Here is a 22,945-nt window from a genome sequence, read left to right as displayed (position 1 = left end):
ATTATGCCGAATATGCATAGGGCAGTGTTTAACAGCATTGGCCCTTATGTTTACGAGAGCCTACGATCCACAGCGTTCCGGCACAGACCGGGTCCTTATCGAGATGATTTCCATCATGTCCTCCGCTGCATCATTCCGCACAGAAAAAGACCTGCTTGGCGTACTCGAAGTACCAGCACAAGCGTATTACGGCATCCAGACCCTGCGAGCGGTGAACAACTTCCGTCTCTCGGGCGTTCCGATCTCGCATTACCCCAAGCTGGTCATCGGTCTGGCAATGGTCAAACAGGCTGCCGCTGACGCCAACCGCGAGTTGGGTCAACTCAGCGAAGCCAAGCATGCAGCCATCAGCGAAGCCTGTGCCCGTCTGATCCGCGGCGACTTCCACGAAGAATTCGTGGTGGACATGATTCAGGGCGGCGCCGGCACGTCGACCAACATGAATGCAAACGAAGTCATCGCCAACATCGCCCTGGAGGCCATGGGCCACCAGAAAGGCGAATACCAATACCTGCACCCGAACAACGACGTGAACATGGCGCAGTCTACCAACGACGCCTATCCGACCGCGATCCGCCTGGGTCTGCTGCTGGGTCACGATGCGTTGCTGGCCAGCCTCGACAGCCTGATCCAGTCGTTCGCCGCCAAGGGTGAAGAATTCAGCCACGTCCTGAAGATGGGCCGTACCCAGCTGCAGGACGCCGTGCCGATGACCCTCGGCCAGGAATTCCGTGCCTTCGCCACCACCCTGAGCGAAGACCTGGCGCGCCTGAAAACCCTGGCGCCCGAACTGCTCACCGAAGTGAACCTGGGCGGCACCGCCATCGGCACCGGCATCAACGCCGACCCGCGCTACCAGGCCCTGGCCGTGCAGCGCCTGGCAACCATCAGCGGCCAACCGCTGGTACCGGCTGCCGACCTGATCGAAGCCACGTCGGACATGGGTGCCTTCGTGCTGTTCTCCGGCATGCTCAAGCGCACCGCGGTCAAGCTGTCGAAGATTTGCAACGACCTGCGCCTGCTGTCCAGCGGGCCACGTACCGGCATCAACGAAATCAACCTGCCGGCCCGCCAGCCAGGCAGCTCGATCATGCCCGGCAAGGTCAACCCGGTAATCCCGGAAGCGGTCAACCAGGTGGCGTTCCAGATCATCGGCAACGACCTGGCCCTGACCATGGCGGCCGAAGGCGGCCAACTGCAGCTGAACGTGATGGAACCGCTGATCGCCTTCAAGATCTTCGACTCGATCCGCCTGCTGCAACGGGCCATGGACATGCTGCGCGAGCACTGCATCGTCGGCATCACCGCCAACGAAGCGCGCTGCCGCGAACTGGTCGAGCACTCGATCGGCCTGGTCACCGCCCTGAACCCGTACATCGGCTATGAAAACGCCACCCGCATCGCCCGTGTCGCCCTGGAAAGCGGCCGCGGCGTGCTGGAACTGGTGCGCGAAGAAGGCTTGCTCGACGACGCCATGCTCGACGACATCCTGCGCCCGGAAAACATGATTGCTCCGCGTCTGGTCCCGCTGAAAGCGTGATTGATGCAACCACCGCTCACCAGGTCGAGGGACTAGACACCTCTCACCTTTTGAGGGCTTGGGGATTTTTCCCCAAGCCCTTTTTTTGCCACTGCCACGGAGGCCTTATGCCGAAAACGACAACACCGGAAGAAGATCGCAGCCTTCGGCAGCTCCTTAAAGGGGCTGTCGAAGGCTGCGATTTTCGTTAATTCCAGCACGTCGTTTCGTCGCTTGCACCACAACCGTGCAGACGGGCATCGCACTGATAGGTATAGTGCCGCCCCTCTTCGCCATGTGTGGTCGTCGGTAGCGAGACTTAAACATGCGAAACCCGAACTAATAACAACCCGCGAATTGGACCGGGACGAAACCTCGCCTCACCTGTCAAGCCGTGCGCCGACGGATGTTTCGTGATGTTTCCAAATGGCCAGCATTTGCTTAAACAAAAAACAGCGAGGAATACTCATGCTCGAAGTCATCAACGACTTCCTCTCAGGGAAAGTGCTGATCCTGCTCATTGTCGGGCTCGGCGGCTACTTCACGATCCGCTCGCGTTTCGTCCAGTTCCGTCATTTCTTCCACATGTTCTCGGTATTCCGTGACAGCCTCAAAAGCAGCACCGACCAGCTCAGTTCCTTCCAGGCCCTGATGCTCAGCCTCGCCGGCCGTGTTGGCGCGGGCAACATTGCCGGTGTGGGTATTGCCGTGACCCTCGGCGGCCCCGGTGCAGTGTTCTGGATGTGGGTAACCGCGCTGGTCGGCATGTCCAGCAGCTTCTTCGAGTGCTCCCTCGGCCAGCTCTACAAGCGCTGCGACTCCGAAGGCCAGTACCGTGGCGGCCCGTCCTATTACATCCAGCACGGCCTGCAGAAACGCTGGTTGGGCATGATCATGGCCTTCCTGCTGCTGGTCACTTTCGGCTTCGCCTTCAACGGCCTGCAAGCCCACGCCGTGACTCATTCGCTGAACAACGCCTTCGGCCTCGACACCACCTACACCGGCCTGGGCCTGGCTGTGCTGCTGGGCCTGGTGTTCATCGGCGGAATCAAGCGTATCGCCAAGGTGGCCGACCTGTTGGTACCGGTCAAGACATTGGCCTACATCGCCGTGACCATCTACGTGATCGTGCTGCAGTTCGACCACGTACCAGCCATGCTGGCAACCATCGTCAAGAGCGCCTTTGGCCTGGACCAGGCGTTCGGCGGCCTGATCGGCAGCGCCATCGTCATGGGTGTCAAGCGCGGCGTCTTCGCCAACGAAGCGGGCCTGGGCAGTGCGCCTAACGTGGCCGCCGTTGCATCGGTCGAACACCCGGTCGCCCAAGGCGTGGTCCAGGCGTTCAGCGTGTTCCTGGACACCTTCGTGATCTGCACCTGCACCGCGCTGCTGATCCTGCTGTCGGGCTTCTACACCCCTGGCTTCGAAGGCGACGGCATTGCCCTGACCCAGAACTCCCTGGCCGCCGTGGTCGGTGACTGGGGCCGGATGTTCATCTCCGTGGCCCTGGCGCTGTTCGTGTTCACCTCGATCCTCTACAACTACTACCTGGGCGAAAACAACCTGCGCTTCATGCTCGGTGAAAACCGCAAGGCACTGATCGGCTATCGCGCACTGGTACTGGTGCTGATTTTCTGGGGCGCCATCGAAAACCTCAGCACTGTGTTCGCTTTCGCCGACATCACCATGACCCTGCTGGCGTTCGTGAACCTGATCGCGCTGTTCCTGCTGTTCAAGGTCGGCATGCGCATCCTGCGTGACTACGACGCCCAACGTTCGGCCGGCATCAAGGTGCCAGTGTTCGACTCCAGCAAGTTCCCGGACCTGGACCTGGACCGCAAGGCCTGGCCAGCCACCCCATCCGCACCCGCTGCCCAACCTGATGCGGTGACCGGTGTGGCCGCAGCGCAACGCTGATCGGCAAGCCTGCTGCAAAAAACCGGGCGCATCCCCTGCGCCCGGCGTGACACAGCGTAAGGTCGGCGTCATGCTCGACCTTATGTTGGGCAGCTCGACGAAGCTGCCGTTTTCGTCTTCGGAGAACGACCATGAATTCCTCGACCTACCCTGCCGCCCAGCACGTCATGGTGCTCTACACCGGCGGTACCATCGGCATGCAAGCCAGCGCCAACGGCCTCGCCCCGGCCTCCGGCTTCGAAGCCCGCATGCGCGACTATCTGCACAGCCAACCTGAACTGGTCATCCCGCAATGGCGCTTCCGGGAAATGTCGCCGCTGATCGACAGCGCCAACATGACCCCGGCCTACTGGCAGCAACTGCGCGAAGCGGTGGTCGACGCCGTGGATGTGCAGGGTTGCGACAGCGTGTTGATCCTGCACGGCACCGATACCCTGGCCTACAGCGCCGCGGCGATGAGCTTCCAGCTGTTGGGCCTGCCTGCCCGTGTCTGCTTCACCGGCTCCATGCTGCCCGCCGGCGTGACCGACAGCGATGCCTGGGAAAACCTCAGCGGCGCGCTGGTCGCCCTCGGCCAGGGCCTGGCGCCGGGCGTGCACCTTTACTTCCACAGTGAACTGCTGGCGCCGACCCGTTGTGCGAAGGTGCGCAGCTTCGGTCGCCATCCATTCAAACGCCTGGAGCGCCAGGGCGGCGCTGCCAAAGCCACGTCGCTGCCAGCGCAGCTGAATTACAACCAGGCCAGGCAATTGGCGAACGTCGCGGCGCTGCCGCTGTTCCCGGGCATCAGCGCCGACATCCTCGACGGCCTGTTGGGCAGCGGGATCCAGGGCCTGGTGCTGGAATGCTACGGCAGCGGCACCGGCCCGAGCGACAACCCGGCCTTCCTCGCCAGCCTCGCCCGAGCGCGGGACAGCGGTGTGGTGGTAGTGGCAGTGACACAATGCCATGAAGGCGGCGTCGAGCTGGACGTGTACGAGGCTGGCAGCCGTTTGCGTGGCGTCGGCGTGGTGTCCGGCGGCGGTATGACCCGCGAGGCCGCGTTCGGCAAGTTGCAGGCATTGATTGGCGCAGGGTTGCCCGTGGAAGAGGTTCGGCGCTTGGTTGAGCTGGATCTGTGTGGTGAGCTTATCTGACACCCGGCAAACCCAGTGTGGGAGAGCTTGCTCGCTCCCACATTGGGTGTTGTGTTGAACTTCCGATTTTCATCCGGCATACAACTTGCTCTTATTTCCAGCCTCCCCAGGCTGGAAACGAACATGCTTCATTCCCACCTCACCACCCTCAACGCCGTCTCTCTGGTGCTCAACGCCTTCAAGAATGAAGGGTTGCCCAGTGACGCGTTGCTGGCCGGCAGCGGCATCAGCGCGGCGGACCTGAGCCGGGCCGACACACGTATCACCACCAACCAGGAAATGCAGGTCTGCGCCAACGCCGTGGCTCTCAAGCGCGACATCGGCCTGGAGTTGGGGTGCAGCATGCACGTTTCGTCCTACGGCATCCTCGGCTACGCCCTGCTCACCAGTGCCACCTTAGGTGACGCCTTGCAGCTGGCGCTGCGCTATCCGGCGCTATTGGGAACACTCTTCGAGCTGAACCTGGAGGAAGACGACGAGGCGGTCTGGCTCAGCGCCAGCGATTATCGGGAGAACCCGGCTCTGGCCGCGTTCAACGCCGAGTTCTGCATGGTCTCGCTAAAGGTCACCTGCAACGACCTGCTCGGCCACCCGCTGCCCTTGCGCGCGGCGCGCTTCGAACACCCGGCACCGGATTACCATGCCTGCTACGGAGCACATTTCGATTGTCCGGTGCGTTTCGATGCCGTCGACAACGCCTTTGCCTTCGACCGCCACTGGCTCGACCACCCGCTGCCCCTGGCCGACCCCATCACCCACCACACCATGGTCGAACGTTGCCGCAAGCAGAACATCGAATTCACCGGCCGCCAGGCCTGGCTGGGCCGCATCCGCCAACTGCTCGCCGCCCAACTCGACGCCGCTCCCGGCCTGGAAGGCCTGGCCGAACAAATGAACTGCTCCGCCCGCACGTTACGCCGCCACCTCAAAGATTCGGGTTGCAGCTACCAGGAACTGCTGGACGACCTGCGCTTCGAACGGGCCAAACAGATGCTCTGCGAGGATCAAATCCCCATCCACCGCATCGCCGAACTGCTGGGCTTCAGCGAAACCGCCAGCTTCCGCCACGCCTTCGTCCGCTGGAGCGGCGTGGCGCCAAGCCAGTTCAAGTCGTGAGCCCATACCTGGCTTTTATCTCCTGAAGGGATTTAGCGAAACGTCGCACCGCCCCGCTGGGCTGCGTAGCAGCCGCAACCAAGCCATCGCAACGCGCCAGTAAATGCATAATGGGCCAACGACTCTTGACCAATTAGGATGCTCGTCCTACTCTCAGCTCCATCGATTAGGTCAACCGTCCTAACCTCAACCAATGGAGGCTGGGCAAGGTAATAGGGATACAGTTGGATGGCTGAAATCACAACCCGTGAGCGTATCGTTGCAGAGGCAGACCGGCTGTTCTATGAGAACGGTTATGAACATACCTCTTTCGCAGACATCGCCAACGCCGTCGGCATCTCTCGTGGCAACTTTTATTACCACTTCAAAAGCAAGGACGAGATTCTGGATGCCGTTATCGCGGAACGCCTTCTGAGCACTTCACACATGCTTAAGGCTTGGGAGGCAGAAAGCGCCTCACCCTCCGAGCGCATCAAAAGCTTCATCTTCATCGTCGTCACGAACCAAGCCCAGATCATTCACCATGGTTGCCCGGTTGGCACCCTCTGCAGCGAGCTGGCCAAGCTTGGCCACCCGGCGCTGCCGCAGTCCAAACAACTCTTTGCCTTGTTCCGTACCTGGTTGCGCCAGCAGTTTCTTCTATTGGGGCACGGGCCAAACGCGGATTCGTTGGCAATGCACGTATTGGCGTTCAGCCAGGGCGTGGCGTTGCTTGCGCATTCGTTTCACGACGAGCATTTCGTCAAGCTAGAAGCCGAGCGCATGAGTGCATGGCTCGACAGCATCACCGGCGTGGCACGGGCTTCGATCCAATAACCCAGCAATCTTTGGAAGGACCACCAATGTTTGTCGTATTCCTACGATTTTCAGCCGGACGCGATCTGGCGGGTCAGTTGATGCAAGCCCATAAGGACTGGCTGCAATGCGGTTTTGACGCCGGAGTCTTTATCATGGCCGGAAGCCTTGAGCCACAAGCCGGAGGAATGATCCTGGCAAGCGGAATCACACTGGCCCAACTTGAAGATCGCATCAGCGGTGACCCCTTCGTGATGCAAGATGTCGTGCAGGCAGAAATTGTCGAGGTGAAGCCATCGAAGGCCGATCCGCGCTTGGCGTTTTTGCTGGCCAGTACAGGGAGCTGACGCCATGGAAGCGACGATCATTGGGCTTGATGGGCAACGCCGGTGCCGCTGGTGCGCAGCCGCGCCGGAATTTCTTCAATACCACGATACCGAGTGGGGGTTTCCCGTAGCTGACGATAGACGCCTGTTCGAAAAAATCAGTCTTGAGGGATTCCAGTCCGGCCTTAGCTGGCGCACGATCCTGGCCAAGCGGGATAACTTTCGTGCCGCCTTTGATGGCTTCGACTTCGTCCGGGTCGCTCAGTACAACGACAGCGATGTAGAGCGTCTGCTTCAGGACGCTGGCATCGTTCGCCATCGCGGCAAGATCGAAGCTGTCATCAACAATGCCCGTCGTGCCTGCGAGCTCGTCGAAACGGAAGGCTCGTTGGCTTCCTTTTTTTGGCGCTACGCCCCTCAGGTTGCGAACCCGATTGAACCTCAGACCGCCTCGACGTCTGTCGAGTCGGTCGCGCTATCGAAAGAGCTGAAAAAACGAGGCTGGAAGTTCGTTGGGCCTACGACCGTTTATGCGTTCATGCAGGCAATGGGATTGTTGAACGACCATGCAACTGAATGCGTTATCAGGACACGAGTCGAACATGCACGGCGGGGCATCGAACAACCTTAGGTATTCCTGAAACCAGGCAGCCTAGCTTCAATCGAATCGATGCCTACCTACTGGCAGACTCCATCAGTCAACCTGCGACGGGACAAGCTTGCTCGCCACACATTGCAACCATTTCCAGCCCGAGTCGCATGTCCGACCGCCAGCCTTTCGCCAGACTACCCAACCTTGCGCCTTTGCCTACAACTACGCCAGAATCCACCCGCTTGTGCGCCTTGTATCCAGGCCCTATCGTTTCCCTGCCACTGCCCATCAGTGGTCGGGTTTAGTAGCCCAGGAAGTCACTAACGGTTGCATGAGTCATCAGTCAGGCTGTGCCTGCACGTGATGGTGGCTGTGTGCATGGCGCCTTCGGGCGCGCCGGTTTGGTGACTTCACCGGTCTACTAACTTGCACACAGCTGCCGCCTTATTCGTTTAGTAGCGAGACGGTTGCGGCTCTACTAAAGGAAGTCCCAATGTTCAAAATAACTCCGAACCCTCCAGAAGCAGACCCCACCTCCCCCTACGCCGACGGCATCAACGCCCAAAAACTCGACGCCGCCGCCAAACGTGCCCTGGATTTCTACCTTTTACCGAAACCGGAAAAACCTGAAGCCACCACTCAACCGGGTCAGCTGTTCACCGTCGTAGAAGACGTCGACACCGAATGCCTGCTCGCCAACCTCAGCGAAACCCTGGCTTCGGCTGATGCGATGGTCAGTGATCTCGCATTCGAATTGGATGGCTCTCGCCGCCATGTTGCCCTTGGCATTCAGCAATTGATTGAGCTGAGTTCATTACTGGCGAACCGGGCGTTGGATAACGTTGAGCCGCGATAGCTACAAAATTTCTACAATAAAAGCCCGACGCGTTGCGTCGGGCTTGTTTTCATCTGTTTGGCACCAGGCAATAATCGGCCAGAAGCAGCCATCATCCATTGATGAGTTCCGGTCAATCTAGGCGGGTCGACAATGAAACGCTCAGCCCAACACGGACCGCTACCAAGCAGCGGAAAAATTGATCCGATCAGGGCTAATCGCCTCTAAGCGGTTACACTACCGGCACATCAGGATTGGATATTATGGCTAGCAGCGAACATCTAAAAGCGCTTCTGCGCTCACACATCAAGGGAGATGATGCCCACTTCCTGTCTGTCGCTATGCAGGTAGCGGCCCATGAAGCAAAGCAGGGGCATGGAAAGCTTGCGGAAGACCTGCGAGCTCTCATCGACTCGGCCAAGAAGAATCGCATGCCCTTGAGCTCTCCAGTTCCGATCGGTCAACCACGAGGCGAGCTGGGCAATCTGCTGTCTGCCGCTCTACCTCGCACTCGATTTGCGGAAATGATTTTGGATGAGGCCACGCACAATCGCTTAGCCCGAATCATCAATGAGCAGCGTAACTTCGAGAAGATCCGCGCTCACGGCTTATCGCCACGTCGCAAGCTCCTGCTTGTTGGCCCACCCGGTACCGGCAAGACCATGACCGCCTCCGCACTTGCTGGCGAATTAGGCATTCCTCTCTACGTTGTTCGACTAGACAGTCTCATTACCAAATTCATGGGGGAGACTGCTGCGAAGCTCCGACAGATCTTCGATGCCATACGCGATACTCGCGGCATCTATTTTTTTGACGAGTTCGACGCGATCGGTTCACAACGCGGTCTGGCTAATGACATAGGCGAGATTCGTCGCGTTCTGAACAGTTTCCTACAAATGATTGAGCAGGATCAGTCCAACAGCCTAATCATCGCGGCCACGAACCACCCAGAAATTCTCGACTACGCCTTGTTCCGCCGTTTCGATGATGTTATCGAATACGGGCTTCCTAATCAGCAACAAACCAAAGCAGTGCTAAAGAATCGACTTGTTAATTTTTCGAAGTCGATTCGTAGCTGGGACAAGCTCTGCAAGATTGCAGAGGGGCTCAGCTACGCAGAGCTGGGAAAGGCAGCAGACGATGCGATCAAGGACGCGATCATTCAGGACCGCCCACAGGTCGACATCAAGGATGTGGAAAAGCACCTTGAAGAGCGCAAGGCTTTCCACGGGAGACAACGTTCTTAAGGAAGTAAAGCCTCTAAATGACGGAACCAAAGGCAGGACAGCGACCACACTTTCATTTCCAGGGAACGGGACAGCCAGAACGGTTCCGTTCCACAGCATCCGCAAGCAGAGACCCACACTTCCCGCGTCAAGACCGAGACGCACACGGTGCGGCATTGCTTGGCCAGCTGCGATCCGTTGATGCGCAGATGACCGAGGCCATTAATCTTCAACGCCAATCCGGTAGAGATAGTGGGTTTGGCCTGCAGATCGAGTTCAGGAGCTTCCCGGGATTCGAATTGGCCTTCGAGGGACTTGCCCGTGGAGCGCAACGAATCGAGTTGCTCAATTTGCGCCGTGACCGAGAGAACCTTGTCGACATGGCGACAGTTTTTGTTCCTGATGGCCAGCTAAAGGCTTTTGAGAGCCTTATACGCCAGTACCTAGAGGCGAACACGACCAAGGGGCAGCCACGCAACGCACCGCTGCTCAACCCCATCCAGGAGATCCGGTTCGCCGCGTTTAATGCACTGTGGACCGATGATCTCTCGGTGCTCCCTGCGAACGATACTGATGCGATATGGTGGGAGTTCTGGTTGCCGGTCCGACAAGATCGCGAGGCCGTACTCAGCCGATTCCGCGCTATCGCAGAAGCCTCCGGCTTCAACACCTCGGACAAAACTCTTCACTTCCCTGAGCGCACGGTGCTGAACGTCTTCGCATCGAAAGCAGCAATTACCCAATCTATTCTGCTTCTCAATGAAGTCGCAGAAATTCGAAGGGCGAAGGAAACCGCAGAATTCTTCGACGCTCTGCCCGCAATAGAGCAACGCACATGGATCGATGAATTGCTTGTACGGACCGCGGCGGGCGACGAGAACAGCGTCCGCGTCTGTCTCCTCGACACTGGCGTGAACCCGGGGCACCCACTTTTGGCTCCGCATGTTGGTCTCAACGATTTGCACAGCGTCGATCCAGCATGGGGTATCCAGGACGACGTGGGGCACGGTACAGGTCTGGCTGGGCTCGCCCTTTATGGTGATCTAGTTGAGCCGTTGTCGTCACAAAGTCCCATCACGATCCAGCATCGGGTTGAGTCGGTGAAGCTTCTGCAGAGCGCCATGGGTAACCAGAAAGAGCCTTATGGTGCCCTCACCATGTCGGCAGTTGCCTTACCAGAAATCGCAAAACCGAATGTGGCTCGGGTGTTCAGTATGGCCATTACAAGCACCGACTCTCGTGACCGCGGCCGTCCGTCTGCTTGGTCCGCAGCAGTCGATGGATTAGCCTCCGATGTTCTCGGCGAACGGGCGAATCCACGGCTGATCGTAGTTTCGGCCGGTAATGCAGATCAGAATCAGGCGTTGCATTACCCAAACAGCAATGCTACTGACGGTATTCATGACCCTGGGCAATCCTGGAACGCGCTCTGCGTAGGGGCTTACACTCAAAAAGGCACAATTGACCCGCCTAATGCCACGTTGCAGCTGGTGGCGCCCACAGGAAGCCTGAGCCCTTACAGCACCACGTCGTTGACCTGGCAGCGCACCGCCTGGCCACTCAAGCCTGATGTGGTGTTCGAGGGCGGTAACTTGGTTAAGGACCAGTTGGCCGCTTACAACTATCCCTCCGTCTCCTTACTGACGACCTCCCACACTCCTGCTGTAAGGCTGTTCGACCTCACTAGAGCCACTAGCGCTGCTTCAGCATTGGCAGCTCGTATGGCCGCACAGATTTCGTCCAGGTACCCGGTCTTCTGGCCCGAAACTGTTCGGGCGCTAATGGTCCACTCTGCTGAGTGGACCGAACGCATGAAGCACGACTTCTTGGGTGCAGGGTCGAAAGCTGATTACGAGCGATTGGTGAAAACTTGCGGCTTTGGGGTGCCCGACGTGGGACGAGCACTGTGGAGCGCTGGCGACTCGCTTACCTTGATTGTTGAGGACGAGTTGCAACCGTTCATGAAGCCTATAAAGGGCAATCCCACAGCTCGCGACATGCATCTTCATGATCTGCCCTGGCCGACACAAGAATTACTCGATCTTGGCAACACCAGCGTAGAGATGCGAGTGACGCTTTCTTACTTCGTAGAGCCCAACCCAGGGGTCGTCGAGCGCGGTATCAAAGGACGTTACAGGTACGAGTCTCACGGTCTGCGGTTCGATGTAAGCCGTCCGACGGAAGAGAAGGCTCAGTTCCGGCAGCGTATAAACAAACGCGCACGCGACGAAGAAGACGGGATCTATCAGGGCGGTGGAACAGATCCGAACTGGATACTGGGACCCCAAACACGGCACAGGGGCTCACTACACTCTGATATCTGGCATGGTACCGCCGTTGAACTGGCCGACCGCAGTATGATCGGCATTTACCCGGCCCTCGGCTGGTGGAAAACCCTATTAAAGCAGGAGCGCTATAACGATCGTGTCCGGTACAGTCTCATTGTCTCAATCAAAACTGAGCAAGCCGACGTCGACCTCTATGCAGCTATCCAGAACGTGATTGCGGCTAGAACAGCGATTGTAACCCCTGTGTAAATCGCCCTGGATTAGCCCAGTCATGCTCAGCCAAGCTGACATGAATGGGCTTTGCCATATTAGGATGCATTCCCCGAGAGCGCTTCTGTCACCGCAGCAGAATACTTGACCTTCCCTCTTGTCGCCGTGATTACTCACGGCTTCGCTGCCAAGCGGGAGCAAGCCTCCTCGCCACAAGTCGGATCAGTCCGCAATCGCCCATATCCTGAACCCATGTCCCCACCAAAGAGCCATTTCCGGTCAAACCTTTTGGCCATTTCAATCCCCTTTTGGCCTCTCCCACCGTTCTCCTGAGTCCCACCCGCCGCAAGACTATCCTCAACCGATCAGTCCCCTTGCGGAGAACAACAAATGCTGACGATCTATTCAGACGATCACCACCTGCACCACGGCCGTTGCGAGCTCATGGACGGGCAGCTCATGCCCTGTTTCGAAATGCCCTCCCGCGCCGACCATGTGCTGGAGCGGGTCAAGGCTCGTGCACTGGGGCCGGTGGAGGCGCCACAGGACTTCGGCCTGGCGCCCATCCAGCGCATCCACACCCCCGCCTACCTGGAGTTCTTCAAAGGCGCCTGGGATCGCTGGGCCGAATACAACCGCGACGGTGACTTGCTGCCCTTCACCTGGCCGGCTCGCACCCTGCGCACGGTCATCCCGCAAAGCCTGCATGGTCAACTCGGTTATTACAGCTTCGACGGCGGCGCGCCGATCACCGCCGGGACTTGGCAAGCGGCCTATAGCGCGGCCCAGGTGGCCCTCACCGCCCAGGCTGAAATCCAGCGTGGCGCCCGCAGTGCCTTTGCCTTGTGCCGCCCGCCGGGGCATCACGCTGCCAGTGACTTGATGGGCGGTTATTGCTACCTGAACAACGCCGCCATCGCCGCCCAGGCATTCCTTGACCAAGGTCATAAAAAAGTCGCGATCCTCGATGTGGATTACCACCACGGCAACGGCACCCAATCGATTTTCTACGAGCGCAGCGACGTGTTGTTCGCCTCGATCCATGGCCATCCGGAGGCGGAGTTTCCGTTTTTCCTCGGTTATGCGGAGGAGCGCGGCGAAGGCGCCGGGGAAGGCTTCAACTTCAACTATCCATTGCCGGCCGGTTCAGGCTGGGACACCTGGAGCGCTGCGCTGGAGCAGGCTTGCACTGAAACCCAACGCTACGACGCCGATGTCATCGTCGTCTCGCTGGGCGTGGACACGTTCAAGGACGATCCGATCTCGCAATTCAAGCTCGACAGCCCGGATTACCTGGCGATGGGCAAGCGCATCGCGGCACTCGGCAAGCCGACGCTGTTCGTGATGGAAGGCGGTTATGCGGTGGCAGAAATCGGCATCAATGCCGTGAACGTTCTCGAAGGTTTTCAAAGCGCCCAATGAGGAAAAAAGCATGAAAAGACTCAAGCGTTTGATGGTTCCCGCCCTCTGCACCGCGCTGCTCTGTAGCGCCGCCCAGGCCCAAGAGCGGACTTTGCGTGTCTATAACTGGTTCGACTACATCACGCCCAAGGCCCTGGAAGATTTCAAGGCGCAGAACAGTCAGGTCAAGTTGGTCTACGACATCTTCGACACCAACGAAGCCTTGGAGGCCAAGTTGCTGACCGGTAATTCCGGCTATGACGTCGTGGTGCCTTCCAATGTGTTCCTTGCCAAGCAGATCGAGGCCGGCGTGTTCCAGCCGCTGGACCGCAGCAAGTTGCCGAACTGGAATCACCTCGATCCCAAGTTGATGAAGCTGATCGAGGCCAACGATCCGGGCAACAAGTTCGCCGTACCTTATATGTACGGCACCATTCTGATCGGCTTCAATCCGGACAAGGTCAAGGCGGCCCTGGGTGACAACGCGCCAGTGGACAGTTGGGATCTGATCTTCAAGGAAGAGAACATCAGCAAGCTCAAGCAGTGCGGCGTGGCGCTGCTTGACTCGCCTTCGGAAATCCTGCCCCTGGCCTTGCAGCATCTGGGGCTGGACCCCAATAGCAAGAAACCGGCGGACTATGCCAAGGCCGAGGCCTTGATGATGAAGATCCGGCCGCACATTACCTACTTTCACTCTTCCAAGTACATGGCGGATATCGCCAATGGCGATATTTGCGTGGCGGTGGGGTATTCCGGGAGTTTTTCCCAGGCGGCCAATCGGGCCAAGGATGCCAAGAACGGTGTGACGGTGGACATGCGCCTGCCCAAGGAAGGCGCGCCGATCTGGTTCGACATGCTCGCCATTCCAAAAGGGGCGAAGAACCCGGATGACGCGTACACCTTCATCAACTACTTGCTGCAGCCAGAGGTGATTGCGCCGGTCAGTGATTTCGTGGGTTATCCGAATCCGAACAAGGATGCGACCGAGAAGGTGGATCCGGCGATTCGTGGCAATCCCAATTTGTATCCGACGGAGGCGGCCATGGCGACGCTGTATACCTTGCAGCCATTGCCGAGGGATGCCGAGCGGGCGAGGACGCGAGCCTGGACCCGGATCAAATCTGGGCAATGACCGAGGGGCGTGCTCGCGCTGGCGTTGGGTCAGTTACTGGCCATGTTGGATGTGCCGACGTCATCGCGAGCAGGCTCCCACAGGTTCTGCGCCGTGCATAAAGATCGAATATGCCGCTCCCACAGGGATCGGCATCGCCTGGCTCTTAACGACACGAGCAATACATAGTTACCACCTCCTCTGTTTCTCGCACCACTAGCATGGATATCCCGAAGCGCTCGACTTCGGGATTCCATTCATCGCGAGACAGGGAGACTCAGATGACAAGCACCTCTACCACCACGATCCCCAAGGCCGACGCCAACCCCAGGGACGCCATATTGAATCAGTTGCTCGCCGGGCCTACGTATCCGGAGGTCGCGTCCATACTTCTGCGCGATGGCCTCAAGAAACTTTACCCCACGCTGAACCTTGACCCGCACAACACCGTGGTCGGCGAGCCGGACTGGGACATTGTCGACGACGAAATCGTGCGACGTCCGACCCGCTATGAAACCCTTGCCGAGATGCTGGCCGGCCTGGTGAACGAAAAAAGCGATCCGATGCTGTTGATCGAAGGATTGCATTACCTGACCCAGCTGCCACTGACCTCTCCCGAAGTGCATTTGCCGGTGCGCATCGACCAGATCGGGCGCCTGATCAATGAGCTGGTGCCGGCCATGTTGACGGCATGCCAGGAGCAACAGCTGGCGTACTGGAATGCTTCGCTCGGTGAGTCCGGCCCACGCTGGCATGAACTCTCCAGCGCCCTTCGCAATGCGTGGAACGTCAGGAGCGTCAAGGGCTGGACGGCGACAGAGTGCGACATGGCCAGGCAATTGTTCCATTACCCCGACCGCAAGGACCGCAAGGAGTACGACCCTTATGACTCCCATGCGTACCTGATCGACGTCGACAAGGTGGATGGCCCGGAGGTGAAACGGCTGGGCGACAACTCAATCGTGGTCCTGATCGGCACCATCGAAGGCAAGGAAGTCATCCTCAAGTACTCGATCGTCAACGGTTACGAGAAGTTCGCTTCGCAGGAGGCCCTGGGGCAATCCCTCCCGGCCCATTTTGGCGTGGCCACCTATCGCAAAATCCAATGGCGGTTGTACGAGCCCACCGGCAGTATTTTCGATCACAAGGCCTGCGGGATGATTGCCGAGCAGATCAAAGTCATCGGTACCTCCCCGCAGACATGGGCGACCTACGACCCCCCTGTCAACGGCGAAGAAGCCGATGAGGACGCGCTTGTGGCCTGGTTCCAGAGACAGATGCCTCATTGGTTGCTGGAGGCCACGCCGTCCGATCAGACGCTGTTTGCCCAGTACATGAAAAACCTGTCGATACTGAATCAATCCCATGCCGGCAAAACCTATCTGGATGGAATTCCTGCCATCAAGGACTACGCGTTAAGCGAGCTGAAAAAACAGATGGTTCTGGACCACCCCGATGCCTCGACGCTCGATCTGAATGAAATCGAATTCGAGGTGCGCAGCCCCGTTATCTGGGGAAGCTTCGTCGTACCCGGCAGGATCGACACCACCCGCTATACCCTGGTCGAGCTCGCCTTGCAGAACCTGATTGCGCTTCCCCTGGGCGACAAAGCCGTCCAGTCCCTGGGCGAGACCGAGTTGCCCGCGTGGATGACCGTGGCGTACATCGAAAACCTCATCACCCAAGTCGATATCGGTCGCACTTATCCTGAGCTGGTCAAGGGCAAGCTACTCGACGATGCCGCAGAATCGAGCCGTCGCGAAAAGTTGTACACCTCCCAACTGCGAATCCAGCTGCCGATGCTGGCGCTGGAATGCAAAATCCGTGGCGAAGGACACCTGGACGATAGGGGTTACCGCTACGTCGCCGCGCTGATGGAACCTGATGAAGCCAATCGCAAGGTGGATGGAAAAACCATTGTCGTGCGCCAACTGGCCTTCGTACCCGAACTGCAACTGGGTAACTCGGAAGACGTCGTGACCAATATGTTTGTCATCGGCCCCGAAGACTCGAGCGCCGGACCTTGCCTGCTGTATCGCCCCATGCTGGAGCCGCAGCTGAGCCAATATCCGTCATTCAGCAATCTGTTGTATGCGATCCGGCAAATCCCTTCGTTACGCCAATCGGTGCTGGCCTGGCTGCCTGATGGGGTGCGTAACGATTACGGCCGATTGGTTTTCCCGGACCTGCTGCCCTCCCCTTGGGGCATCGTGTCGTTCGTGACCGACCCTCTGACCTCCTTGGCCTATAGCGGCCCCGTCAGTCTGACCGACAAAACCCTGGGGACGGATTTCCTGTCGCAGTTATTCAAGGCCAATGCCAATGCCCTGGTCGAACTGGCCGATCGGGAATCGGTGTCCAACCAGGAAAATCGCTGGGAAACCTTCAAACGGGCAGGCTGGCTGATGTTCAACCTGACCTTGCCTTACCTGGGAACCGCTGTCGGTACCGCAGCCTGGCTCTGGCAAATCCTGGACGACGTCGACGCGTTGTCGCAAAACAAACCAGAAGCCGACCGACCGGCCAGATGGGAGGCGTTCACTGACCTGCTGCTGAACATCGCCCTGGCGATCATTACTCACGCCATCGACCGTGCCAGGGCTGCCAGAACTCCTCACCGCGCCCACGCCTCGCCAGCGGTGAACGAACTGGAAAGCCTGCCGAAAACACCCCATAAACTGGTGATAGAGCAACTCGGAGCACTTCAAAGTACGTCGCTGCCGACCGAGCACTACGAGGCCATCCGTTCCGTTGGCGCCTTGATGGGCAGATCGCGGGAAAGCGCACAGTTCATTGACACCTTCAGCATCGATGAACCCGCAGATCCGGGAGAGCTCCAAACCGAGGGCGTGCTCAAGGGGCTCTACGAGCAGACAGGGGACTGGTACGCCAAAATGGCGGACAAGTGGTTCAAAGTACGGGTCGAAGGCGACTTCGTCTCTATCATCGATGGGAAAAATCCCGCCCGCGAGGGCCCTCCCCTGATGGGGGATACCCACGGAAAATGGCACATCGATACACGCCTGCGAGTGCGCGGCAGTGGGTCCAAAGGTGTCAGGCAGAAAGTCATCGCCAACGCGCAGCGGCGTCGGATCGATCTGCTAGCTGCACTGAATCAATTTGAAGCAAAGAAGCCGGAGAACCAGAAAGCGCTGACGATGCAGGCAGAGGCAGTGGACGAAGCGTCGGGCGCGGCCAGGGAAATCAAGCGCGATGTGTATGTCGCCACGCTGAAAACCCAGCGAGAAAATTACGAGCAGGCGTTGAGAACGCTGATGGAATGGCCACTTTTCCAGTCAAGGCCCGACTACCCCCGCACCCGACTCGGCTACCTGAACGCCCAGATCAACTTCACGTTCGCCGAGTTGGAGGCTCTCCAGGAACGCTTCGTCCCGGCCTTGAACAAAGCCAAGGGCATGATCACGTCCGGAGTCAAAGTGTTGGAACAACAACACATTGACTCCGCCGAAAGCATGGTCAGCGTCGGCGACGACATGATCGAGCGCCTGGACTACATGGAGACGCGCTTCACCGAACTGAAGAACGTCGGCTATGAGGGCTTCGAGTTTATCCGGCGGCACCGTAAGAAGATGCCGCTCTATACAGCCGCCGACCTTCGCCTGATCAAGATCGATATGTATCGTCACCTGTGCCTGACACTGGAAAGTGTCGAGTCGATGCCCGAAGGCTGGGAAGCGCTCAACCAGGTTGTCGATAACGCCACAGTCGCGTACCAAAGCCTGCGCGACGCCATCGATGAGCGCAGCGTGATCCGGCTGGATGAGCGGATCGATGCATTCGGTAGCCTGGCCGAGCAGTTCGCCGCCATTGACGAACACCTTCATTACCTTAGCAACGAGTACAAGGGTAGCGTGCGTCAGCCCCAGCTCGCTCGACTGCGCACAGGGATCGCTACGCTTGAACAATGGACGTTGCGTCATCTGGCGGCCGCCCTCGATGAGAGAAGGGATCGGCGGAACGCTGGTTCTCCGTATGAGCAACGCCCCAGGCCGAGGAAGAAGTTCATTCGGGCGCGCTTCTGGGGCTTGGTCAGCGGCGAGCCGCGTTTATCCCGGTCGATGGAGGAAACCGACTGGCTCGACGTGAAGAATCCGTTCTCGGGAGACATCATCGTCACGTTCCATCGCAAGGAAACCGGCGAATGGATACCGCATATGAAACCCGACACCACGCCTTCTACCGTGCCGGCCTTGAATATCAGCGTCACGAAGGGCAACGATCTGATCAACGGCTTGACGGCGTTCAAGGCACAGATCGAGGAAACCGTGAATCAACCCGGCAAGACACCTGCCGGCATCGGGATGATCCTCAACGCCCACGCAGGCAGGATGGAGAAAGTCAGCGCGGCCATCAAGAAGGCCCTCGACCAGGCGCAAGGCGTGGCCTCAAACGAAACGTTCGAACTGCCGCAAGAGCAGCGACGCTCGGCCGAGACCCTGCGCACGCAGCTTGAGAAGGAAGCGAGCGCCCTTTATGTTCTGGGGTTCGAAACCGTCCTGAAAGTCATCAAACAACGCCCACCGACCATGAGCAGCATCATATGGCTTAAAAGCCGGAACCTGATTTCCATCACCAAGCAGAAGAGCCGGCAACGCATCAAGTATCCACCCTATGGCTTTCTCGACCGGTATGAGATCAAGGACCTGAAAACCGGCAAAACACTCTGGTTTGCGGACTTCCGTTACTCGACAAATTGGGTACCCGCCTACAGCTTCCTTTCAGCACGCTTGAAAACCGTTGCCCAAGCCAATCACAAAACCACCGTTGTCGCCGGCACCGAATCCCTCACCCAACGTCAACTGATCGACCACTACCGCGCTGAAATCGCCGTGGATCAGGCCAAGGACGTGTTCTTTAGAAAAACGCGATAAATGCAGGGCCGGGCATCTGCCGATGCCCGGCCCTCACGCCTCAGCTCTGCCAGGCTCTCGCCAGGCTCGCCAGCGCGGCAGCGATTGCCGCGGGTGGGACGGCAGCGAATCCCAGCACCAGCCCGCCACGGACCGGCGAGGTGGTGCTGGGCAACCAATAGTTGCTCAAGCCATTGACTTCGACCCCTGCCGCAGTCGCCTGGGCGATCAGTTCACGCTCACGTTCGATACTGTCCACCGGCACCGTGACATGCAACCCGGCCACGACGATCGGCATTGCGCCGATACCCGCGATGTTTTTTGGCCAGCCCGCCAGCAGCGCATCACGCCGTGTCAACGCGGCCCGGCGCATACGCCGGATGTGACGTTGGAAATGCCCCGCCGCCATGAACTCGGCCATCACCGCCTGGGTGCTGACTTCGGAGTGGCGCACATCCACGGCACGGCGACGTGCAAAGGCATCCACAAGGCCAGGAGGCAGCACCAGATAGCCCAGGCGCAAGGCCGGAAACGCCACCTTGCCGAACGTCCCGACGTAGAGCACGCGTTCTTGGCGGTCCAATGCCGCCAACGGCGCCAGCGGCGCGCCGCTGTAGCGGTACTCACCGTCATAATCGTCCTCGACGATCCAGCCGTCGTTGCGCTCGGCCCAGGCCAGCAGCTCCAGCCGCCGTGCAAGGCTCATGACCACCCCGGTAGGGTATTGATGGGACGGGGTCACATAGGCCAGTCGACACGGGTTCAACGAGGCGAGCGCGCGACAATCCAGGCCCTCACCGTCCACCGGCACGCCTCTCACGTCGGCACCGGCCACGGCAAAGGCATGCCCGGCTGCGCGATAGCCCGGGTTTTCCACTGCCACGACGTCTCCAGGGTCTACCAGCAACTGTGCACAAAGGCTGATACCCTGCTGCGCGCCACTGGTGATCACAATTTGCTCAGCCGTGCAGTGCAAGCCACGAGAACTGCGCAAATACGCTGCGATCAAGCTACGCAAACGGGCATCTCCCTGGGAGTCGCCGTAACACAGCTGCTGCAAGTCCGGTTTGCGCCAGAAAGCCGCGTTCAGCTTGGCCCAGACGTCGAAAGGGAACAGATCGAAAGCCGGGACGCCCACCCGAAACGCCCGCGGTGGACCACTGGGAGGCGCTGGCAGATGGTGCTTTTCGACTCGCCCCAATGCGCCACTGTGGATAACTTTACTGGATGGAATCACAGGCAAATCCAACCAATCTGTGGATAAACCTGAGGATAAGTTTGTTGATAACCCTGTGGACACTTTTGTGGATATGTTTTTCTGCAGAGGCCCTATCGCTCCCACATTGGAACGGATATCCCTGTGGGAGCGAGCCTGCTCGCGGTGAGGCCGGCCCAGCATGGGAGAAGACAGCTCCGCCACATAAGTGCCGTCCCCCACCCGCCCTTCAATGAAACCCTCGGCATAGAGCTGGTCGTAGGCCCGGACCACGCTGTTGCGGGAAATCGACAGCGCCGCCGCCAGGTCACGGCTGGCCGGTAGCCGCGTGCCGCTGCCCAGACGTCCATCCAGCACCCGCGTGCGCAATGCCTGGTAAAGCTGGCGGCTGAGCCCTTGGCGACGGTCCAGCTCGATTCCGGCGGGGTTGAAGGACAATGGCGGCACGGCGTTGCTCATGACAACTCTCGCAAATGGACCTATTGAATTGGTCTTAAGTGGCTCTTACAACAGACCAATAGCCTGCCTAGGATGCTCGCATTCGCCAAGGAAAATCGTCATGTACAACCCCAAAGCCTTTGCCGTCGAAGACCTGTCCCAATTACACCGGATGATGCAAGCGTGTCGCCTGGCCTTGCTGGTCACCCATGGCGAGCATGGCTTGCAAGCCAGCCACCTGCCGCTGTTGCTGGACACCCGACAAGGTCCCAACGGCAGCCTGTACGGGCACATGGCCCGGGCCAATCCACAATGGCGCGACCTGCAGGCCGGCGCCGAGGCGTTGGTGATTTTTGCCGGGGCCGATGCCTACGTCAGCCCGGCGTTCTACCCTGGCAAGGCCGAACACGGCAAAGTCGTGCCGACCTGGAACTACCAGGCCGTACACGCCTACGGTGGGGCCGAGGTGTTCACTGATGCCCATCGGTTACGCAACCTGGTGAGCGCTCTCACCGACCGCCACGAAAGCGGCAGGGCCCAGCCATGGAGCATCGAGGATGCACCGGCTGAGTACATCGACAGCATGCTCAAGGCCATTGTCGGCTTCGCCCTGCCTATCCAGCGCCTGGAAGGCAAACGCAAACTCAGCCAGAACCGCGATCCCGCCGACGCCGCAGGCGTGCGCCAGGGATTGGCGGCCAGTCACGATGCCCAGGACAAAGCCGTCGCGCGCCTGATGTCCGACCTTTCGACCAAGGAGTGAATATGAGCCAGATTCAGATCCGCCCTGTTAGCGCTGACGATCACGCCGCGTGGTTGCCGTTGTGGCAGGCCTACCTGACCTTCTACAAGACCGAACTGCCGGACGCGGTAAGCCAAAATACCTGGCAACGCTTGCTCGATGAGCGCGAGCCGACCCATGGAGCCCTGGCCTGGCGTGGCGACACTGCTATCGGCCTGGTGCACTTCATTTACCATCGGTCCAATTGGAGCATCGAGAACTCCTGTTACCTGCAGGACCTGCTGGTCACGGAGCCAAGCCGTGGCACCGGTGTCGGTCGCCAACTCATCGAGTTCGTCTACACCACCGCCAAGGCCGATGGTTGCTGCAAAGTGCACTGGCTGACCCACGAAACCAACGCCACGGCGATCCAGCTCTACGAGCGCATCGCCGAGCGTCCCGGCTTCATCCAATTTCGCAAAGCCTTGTAAGGAGCGCCCCATGTTGACTTCACTCGCCAATTGGAAAGGTGTTACGCCACCGTCCACCCAATTGATCGAAGGGCGCTTCATCCGCCTGGAAAAACTCGATCCGGCACAGCATGCCGACGGTCTGTGGCAAGCACTGGAAGGCCCCGGTGCCGACCCGAAACTCTGGGACTACCTGCCCTACGGCCCCTTTTCCGAGCGCAAGGCATTCGATGCCTGGCTAGAGAATCATGCGGCGAACATAGATCCATATTTCTTCACGGTGATCGATCGCGCCAATGGCGAGGTGCAGGGCATTCTCAGCCTGATGTCCATCGTGCCGGCCCAAGGTCGTATCGAGATCGGCCATGTGACGTTCGGCGCTTCCATGCAGCGTTCGCCGAAAAGCACCGAGGCGGTCTATCTGCTGGCCAAAGAGGCCTTCGCCTTGGGTTATCGGCGCCTGGAGTGGAAATGCAACAACGCCAACGCCCGCTCGAAATATGCTGCCGAACGATTGGGGTTCACGTTTGAAGGCGTTTTCCGCCAGCACATGGTGGTCAAGGGGCAGAACCGCGACACCGCATGGTACTCGATGCTGGATTCGGAATGGCCAACCATCGGCGCGGCGTTCGAGCGATGGCTCAGTGAAGAGAATCAAAGCGAGGGCGGCCAGGTGCGTAGCCTGGCGGAGTGTCGCTCAGCGTGATGAGCGCTGGACGATCACCACCGCACATTCGTTCGCGTTGGTGATCGTCCA

At 59.1% G+C, this 22,945-nt stretch carries 17 protein-coding genes; 16 read left to right on the top strand and 1 reads right to left on the bottom strand.

Annotation, left to right across the window (positions count from 1 at the left end):
- Positions 1-115: 115 nt before the first annotated feature.
- The 13 genes from aspA (at position 116) to FBY02_RS15590 (ending at position 19,364) form a co-directional block, all read left to right on the top strand.
- A complete protein-coding gene (gene aspA / locus FBY02_RS15650; protein ID WP_047704176.1) occupies positions 116-1,540 on the top strand; it encodes an aspartate ammonia-lyase in 1,425 nt (474 codons plus the stop codon).
- A gap of 447 nt (positions 1,541-1,987) precedes the next feature.
- Positions 1,988-3,436: a sodium:alanine symporter family protein gene (locus tag FBY02_RS15645; RefSeq protein WP_144929002.1), complete on the top strand. Its 1,449-nt coding sequence runs from the start codon at positions 1,988-1,990 to the stop codon at positions 3,434-3,436.
- A gap of 131 nt (positions 3,437-3,567) precedes the next feature.
- Positions 3,568-4,572: an asparaginase gene (locus FBY02_RS15640; RefSeq protein ID WP_144929000.1), complete on the top strand. Its 1,005-nt coding sequence runs from the start codon at positions 3,568-3,570 to the stop codon at positions 4,570-4,572.
- Positions 4,573-4,695: 123 nt separating this feature from the next.
- The gene (locus tag FBY02_RS15635; RefSeq protein WP_144928998.1) at positions 4,696-5,688 is read left to right on the top strand and encodes an AraC family transcriptional regulator; all 993 of its coding nucleotides are present in this window, start codon (positions 4,696-4,698) and stop codon (positions 5,686-5,688) included.
- A gap of 228 nt (positions 5,689-5,916) precedes the next feature.
- A complete protein-coding gene (locus FBY02_RS15630; protein ID WP_144928996.1) occupies positions 5,917-6,504 on the top strand; it encodes a TetR/AcrR family transcriptional regulator in 588 nt (195 codons plus the stop codon).
- Between the two features lie 26 nt (positions 6,505-6,530).
- The gene (locus FBY02_RS15625; protein WP_144928994.1) at positions 6,531-6,830 is read left to right on the top strand and encodes a YciI family protein; all 300 of its coding nucleotides are present in this window, start codon (positions 6,531-6,533) and stop codon (positions 6,828-6,830) included.
- A gap of 4 nt (positions 6,831-6,834) precedes the next feature.
- Positions 6,835-7,440 (top strand): DNA-3-methyladenine glycosylase I, encoded by a 606-nt coding sequence (locus tag FBY02_RS15620; RefSeq protein ID WP_144928992.1) that lies wholly within the window; start codon positions 6,835-6,837, stop codon positions 7,438-7,440.
- 454 nt (positions 7,441-7,894) lie between these two features.
- Positions 7,895-8,257: a DUF6124 family protein gene (locus FBY02_RS15615; RefSeq protein ID WP_144928990.1), complete on the top strand. Its 363-nt coding sequence runs from the start codon at positions 7,895-7,897 to the stop codon at positions 8,255-8,257.
- Positions 8,258-8,499: 242 nt separating this feature from the next.
- A complete protein-coding gene (locus FBY02_RS15610) occupies positions 8,500-9,483 on the top strand; it encodes an AAA family ATPase (RefSeq protein WP_144928988.1) in 984 nt (327 codons plus the stop codon).
- Between the two features lie 188 nt (positions 9,484-9,671).
- Entirely contained in the window at positions 9,672-11,999 is a 2,328-nt protein-coding gene (locus FBY02_RS15605) for a S8 family peptidase (RefSeq protein ID WP_144928986.1), read from the top strand.
- Positions 12,000-12,350: 351 nt separating this feature from the next.
- Positions 12,351-13,382 carry a histone deacetylase family protein gene (locus tag FBY02_RS15600; protein WP_144928984.1) on the top strand — a complete coding sequence of 344 codons (1,032 nt, stop codon included), beginning with the start codon at positions 12,351-12,353 and terminating at the stop codon, positions 13,380-13,382.
- A gap of 10 nt (positions 13,383-13,392) precedes the next feature.
- A complete protein-coding gene (locus FBY02_RS15595) occupies positions 13,393-14,493 on the top strand; it encodes a polyamine ABC transporter substrate-binding protein (RefSeq protein WP_144928982.1) in 1,101 nt (366 codons plus the stop codon).
- A gap of 260 nt (positions 14,494-14,753) precedes the next feature.
- Positions 14,754-19,364 carry a dermonecrotic toxin domain-containing protein gene (locus FBY02_RS15590; RefSeq protein WP_144928979.1) on the top strand — a complete coding sequence of 1,537 codons (4,611 nt, stop codon included), beginning with the start codon at positions 14,754-14,756 and terminating at the stop codon, positions 19,362-19,364.
- 40 nt (positions 19,365-19,404) lie between these two features.
- Here FBY02_RS15590 and FBY02_RS15585 read toward each other — a convergent pair whose 3' ends face one another.
- Positions 19,405-21,018, bottom strand: a complete 1,614-nt coding sequence (locus tag FBY02_RS15585; protein ID WP_144928977.1) for a PLP-dependent aminotransferase family protein — start codon at positions 21,016-21,018, stop codon at positions 19,405-19,407.
- A 100-nt stretch (positions 21,019-21,118) separates the two neighbouring features.
- Here FBY02_RS15585 and FBY02_RS15580 point away from each other — a divergent pair, with 100 nt between their 5' ends.
- Genes FBY02_RS15580 through FBY02_RS15570 form a run of 3 tightly spaced genes read left to right on the top strand, consistent with a single transcriptional unit; the run spans position 21,119 to position 22,894 of the window.
- Complete coding sequence (locus tag FBY02_RS15580; RefSeq protein ID WP_144928975.1) at positions 21,119-21,760, top strand: FMN-binding negative transcriptional regulator; 642 nt, start codon at positions 21,119-21,121, stop codon at positions 21,758-21,760.
- Between the two features lie 2 nt (positions 21,761-21,762).
- Complete coding sequence (locus FBY02_RS15575; RefSeq protein ID WP_144928973.1) at positions 21,763-22,209, top strand: GNAT family N-acetyltransferase; 447 nt, start codon at positions 21,763-21,765, stop codon at positions 22,207-22,209.
- Positions 22,210-22,219: 10 nt separating this feature from the next.
- The gene (locus tag FBY02_RS15570) at positions 22,220-22,894 is read left to right on the top strand and encodes a GNAT family N-acetyltransferase (RefSeq protein WP_144928971.1); all 675 of its coding nucleotides are present in this window, start codon (positions 22,220-22,222) and stop codon (positions 22,892-22,894) included.
- Positions 22,895-22,945: the final 51 nt, after the last annotated feature.

The sequence above is a fragment of the Pseudomonas sp. SJZ078 genome (assembly GCF_007828255.1).
In the GTDB taxonomy this organism is placed as follows: Bacteria; Pseudomonadota; Gammaproteobacteria; order Pseudomonadales; family Pseudomonadaceae; genus Aquipseudomonas.
This window is presented reverse-complemented; position numbering and strand designations above follow the sequence as displayed.

Excerpts from the sequence above, each read along its gene's own strand:
- aspA (WP_047704176.1), top strand. The coding sequence starts at position 116 with ATGTCCTCCGCTGCATCATTCCGCACAGAAAAAGACCTGCTTGGCGTA.
- FBY02_RS15645 (WP_144929002.1), top strand. The coding sequence starts at position 1,988 with ATGCTCGAAGTCATCAACGACTTCCTCTCAGGGAAAGTGCTGATCCTG.
- FBY02_RS15640 (WP_144929000.1), top strand. The coding sequence starts at position 3,568 with ATGAATTCCTCGACCTACCCTGCCGCCCAGCACGTCATGGTGCTCTAC.
- FBY02_RS15635 (WP_144928998.1), top strand. The coding sequence starts at position 4,696 with ATGCTTCATTCCCACCTCACCACCCTCAACGCCGTCTCTCTGGTGCTC.
- FBY02_RS15630 (WP_144928996.1), top strand. The coding sequence starts at position 5,917 with ATGGCTGAAATCACAACCCGTGAGCGTATCGTTGCAGAGGCAGACCGG.
- FBY02_RS15625 (WP_144928994.1), top strand. The coding sequence starts at position 6,531 with ATGTTTGTCGTATTCCTACGATTTTCAGCCGGACGCGATCTGGCGGGT.
- FBY02_RS15620 (WP_144928992.1), top strand. The coding sequence starts at position 6,835 with ATGGAAGCGACGATCATTGGGCTTGATGGGCAACGCCGGTGCCGCTGG.
- FBY02_RS15615 (WP_144928990.1), top strand. The coding sequence starts at position 7,895 with ATGTTCAAAATAACTCCGAACCCTCCAGAAGCAGACCCCACCTCCCCC.
- FBY02_RS15610 (WP_144928988.1), top strand. The coding sequence starts at position 8,500 with ATGGCTAGCAGCGAACATCTAAAAGCGCTTCTGCGCTCACACATCAAG.
- FBY02_RS15605 (WP_144928986.1), top strand. The coding sequence starts at position 9,672 with ATGACCGAGGCCATTAATCTTCAACGCCAATCCGGTAGAGATAGTGGG.
- FBY02_RS15600 (WP_144928984.1), top strand. The coding sequence starts at position 12,351 with ATGCTGACGATCTATTCAGACGATCACCACCTGCACCACGGCCGTTGC.
- FBY02_RS15595 (WP_144928982.1), top strand. The coding sequence starts at position 13,393 with ATGAAAAGACTCAAGCGTTTGATGGTTCCCGCCCTCTGCACCGCGCTG.
- FBY02_RS15590 (WP_144928979.1), top strand. The coding sequence starts at position 14,754 with ATGACAAGCACCTCTACCACCACGATCCCCAAGGCCGACGCCAACCCC.
- FBY02_RS15585 (WP_144928977.1), bottom strand. The coding sequence starts at position 21,018 with ATGAGCAACGCCGTGCCGCCATTGTCCTTCAACCCCGCCGGAATCGAG.
- FBY02_RS15580 (WP_144928975.1), top strand. The coding sequence starts at position 21,119 with ATGTACAACCCCAAAGCCTTTGCCGTCGAAGACCTGTCCCAATTACAC.
- FBY02_RS15575 (WP_144928973.1), top strand. The coding sequence starts at position 21,763 with ATGAGCCAGATTCAGATCCGCCCTGTTAGCGCTGACGATCACGCCGCG.
- FBY02_RS15570 (WP_144928971.1), top strand. The coding sequence starts at position 22,220 with ATGTTGACTTCACTCGCCAATTGGAAAGGTGTTACGCCACCGTCCACC.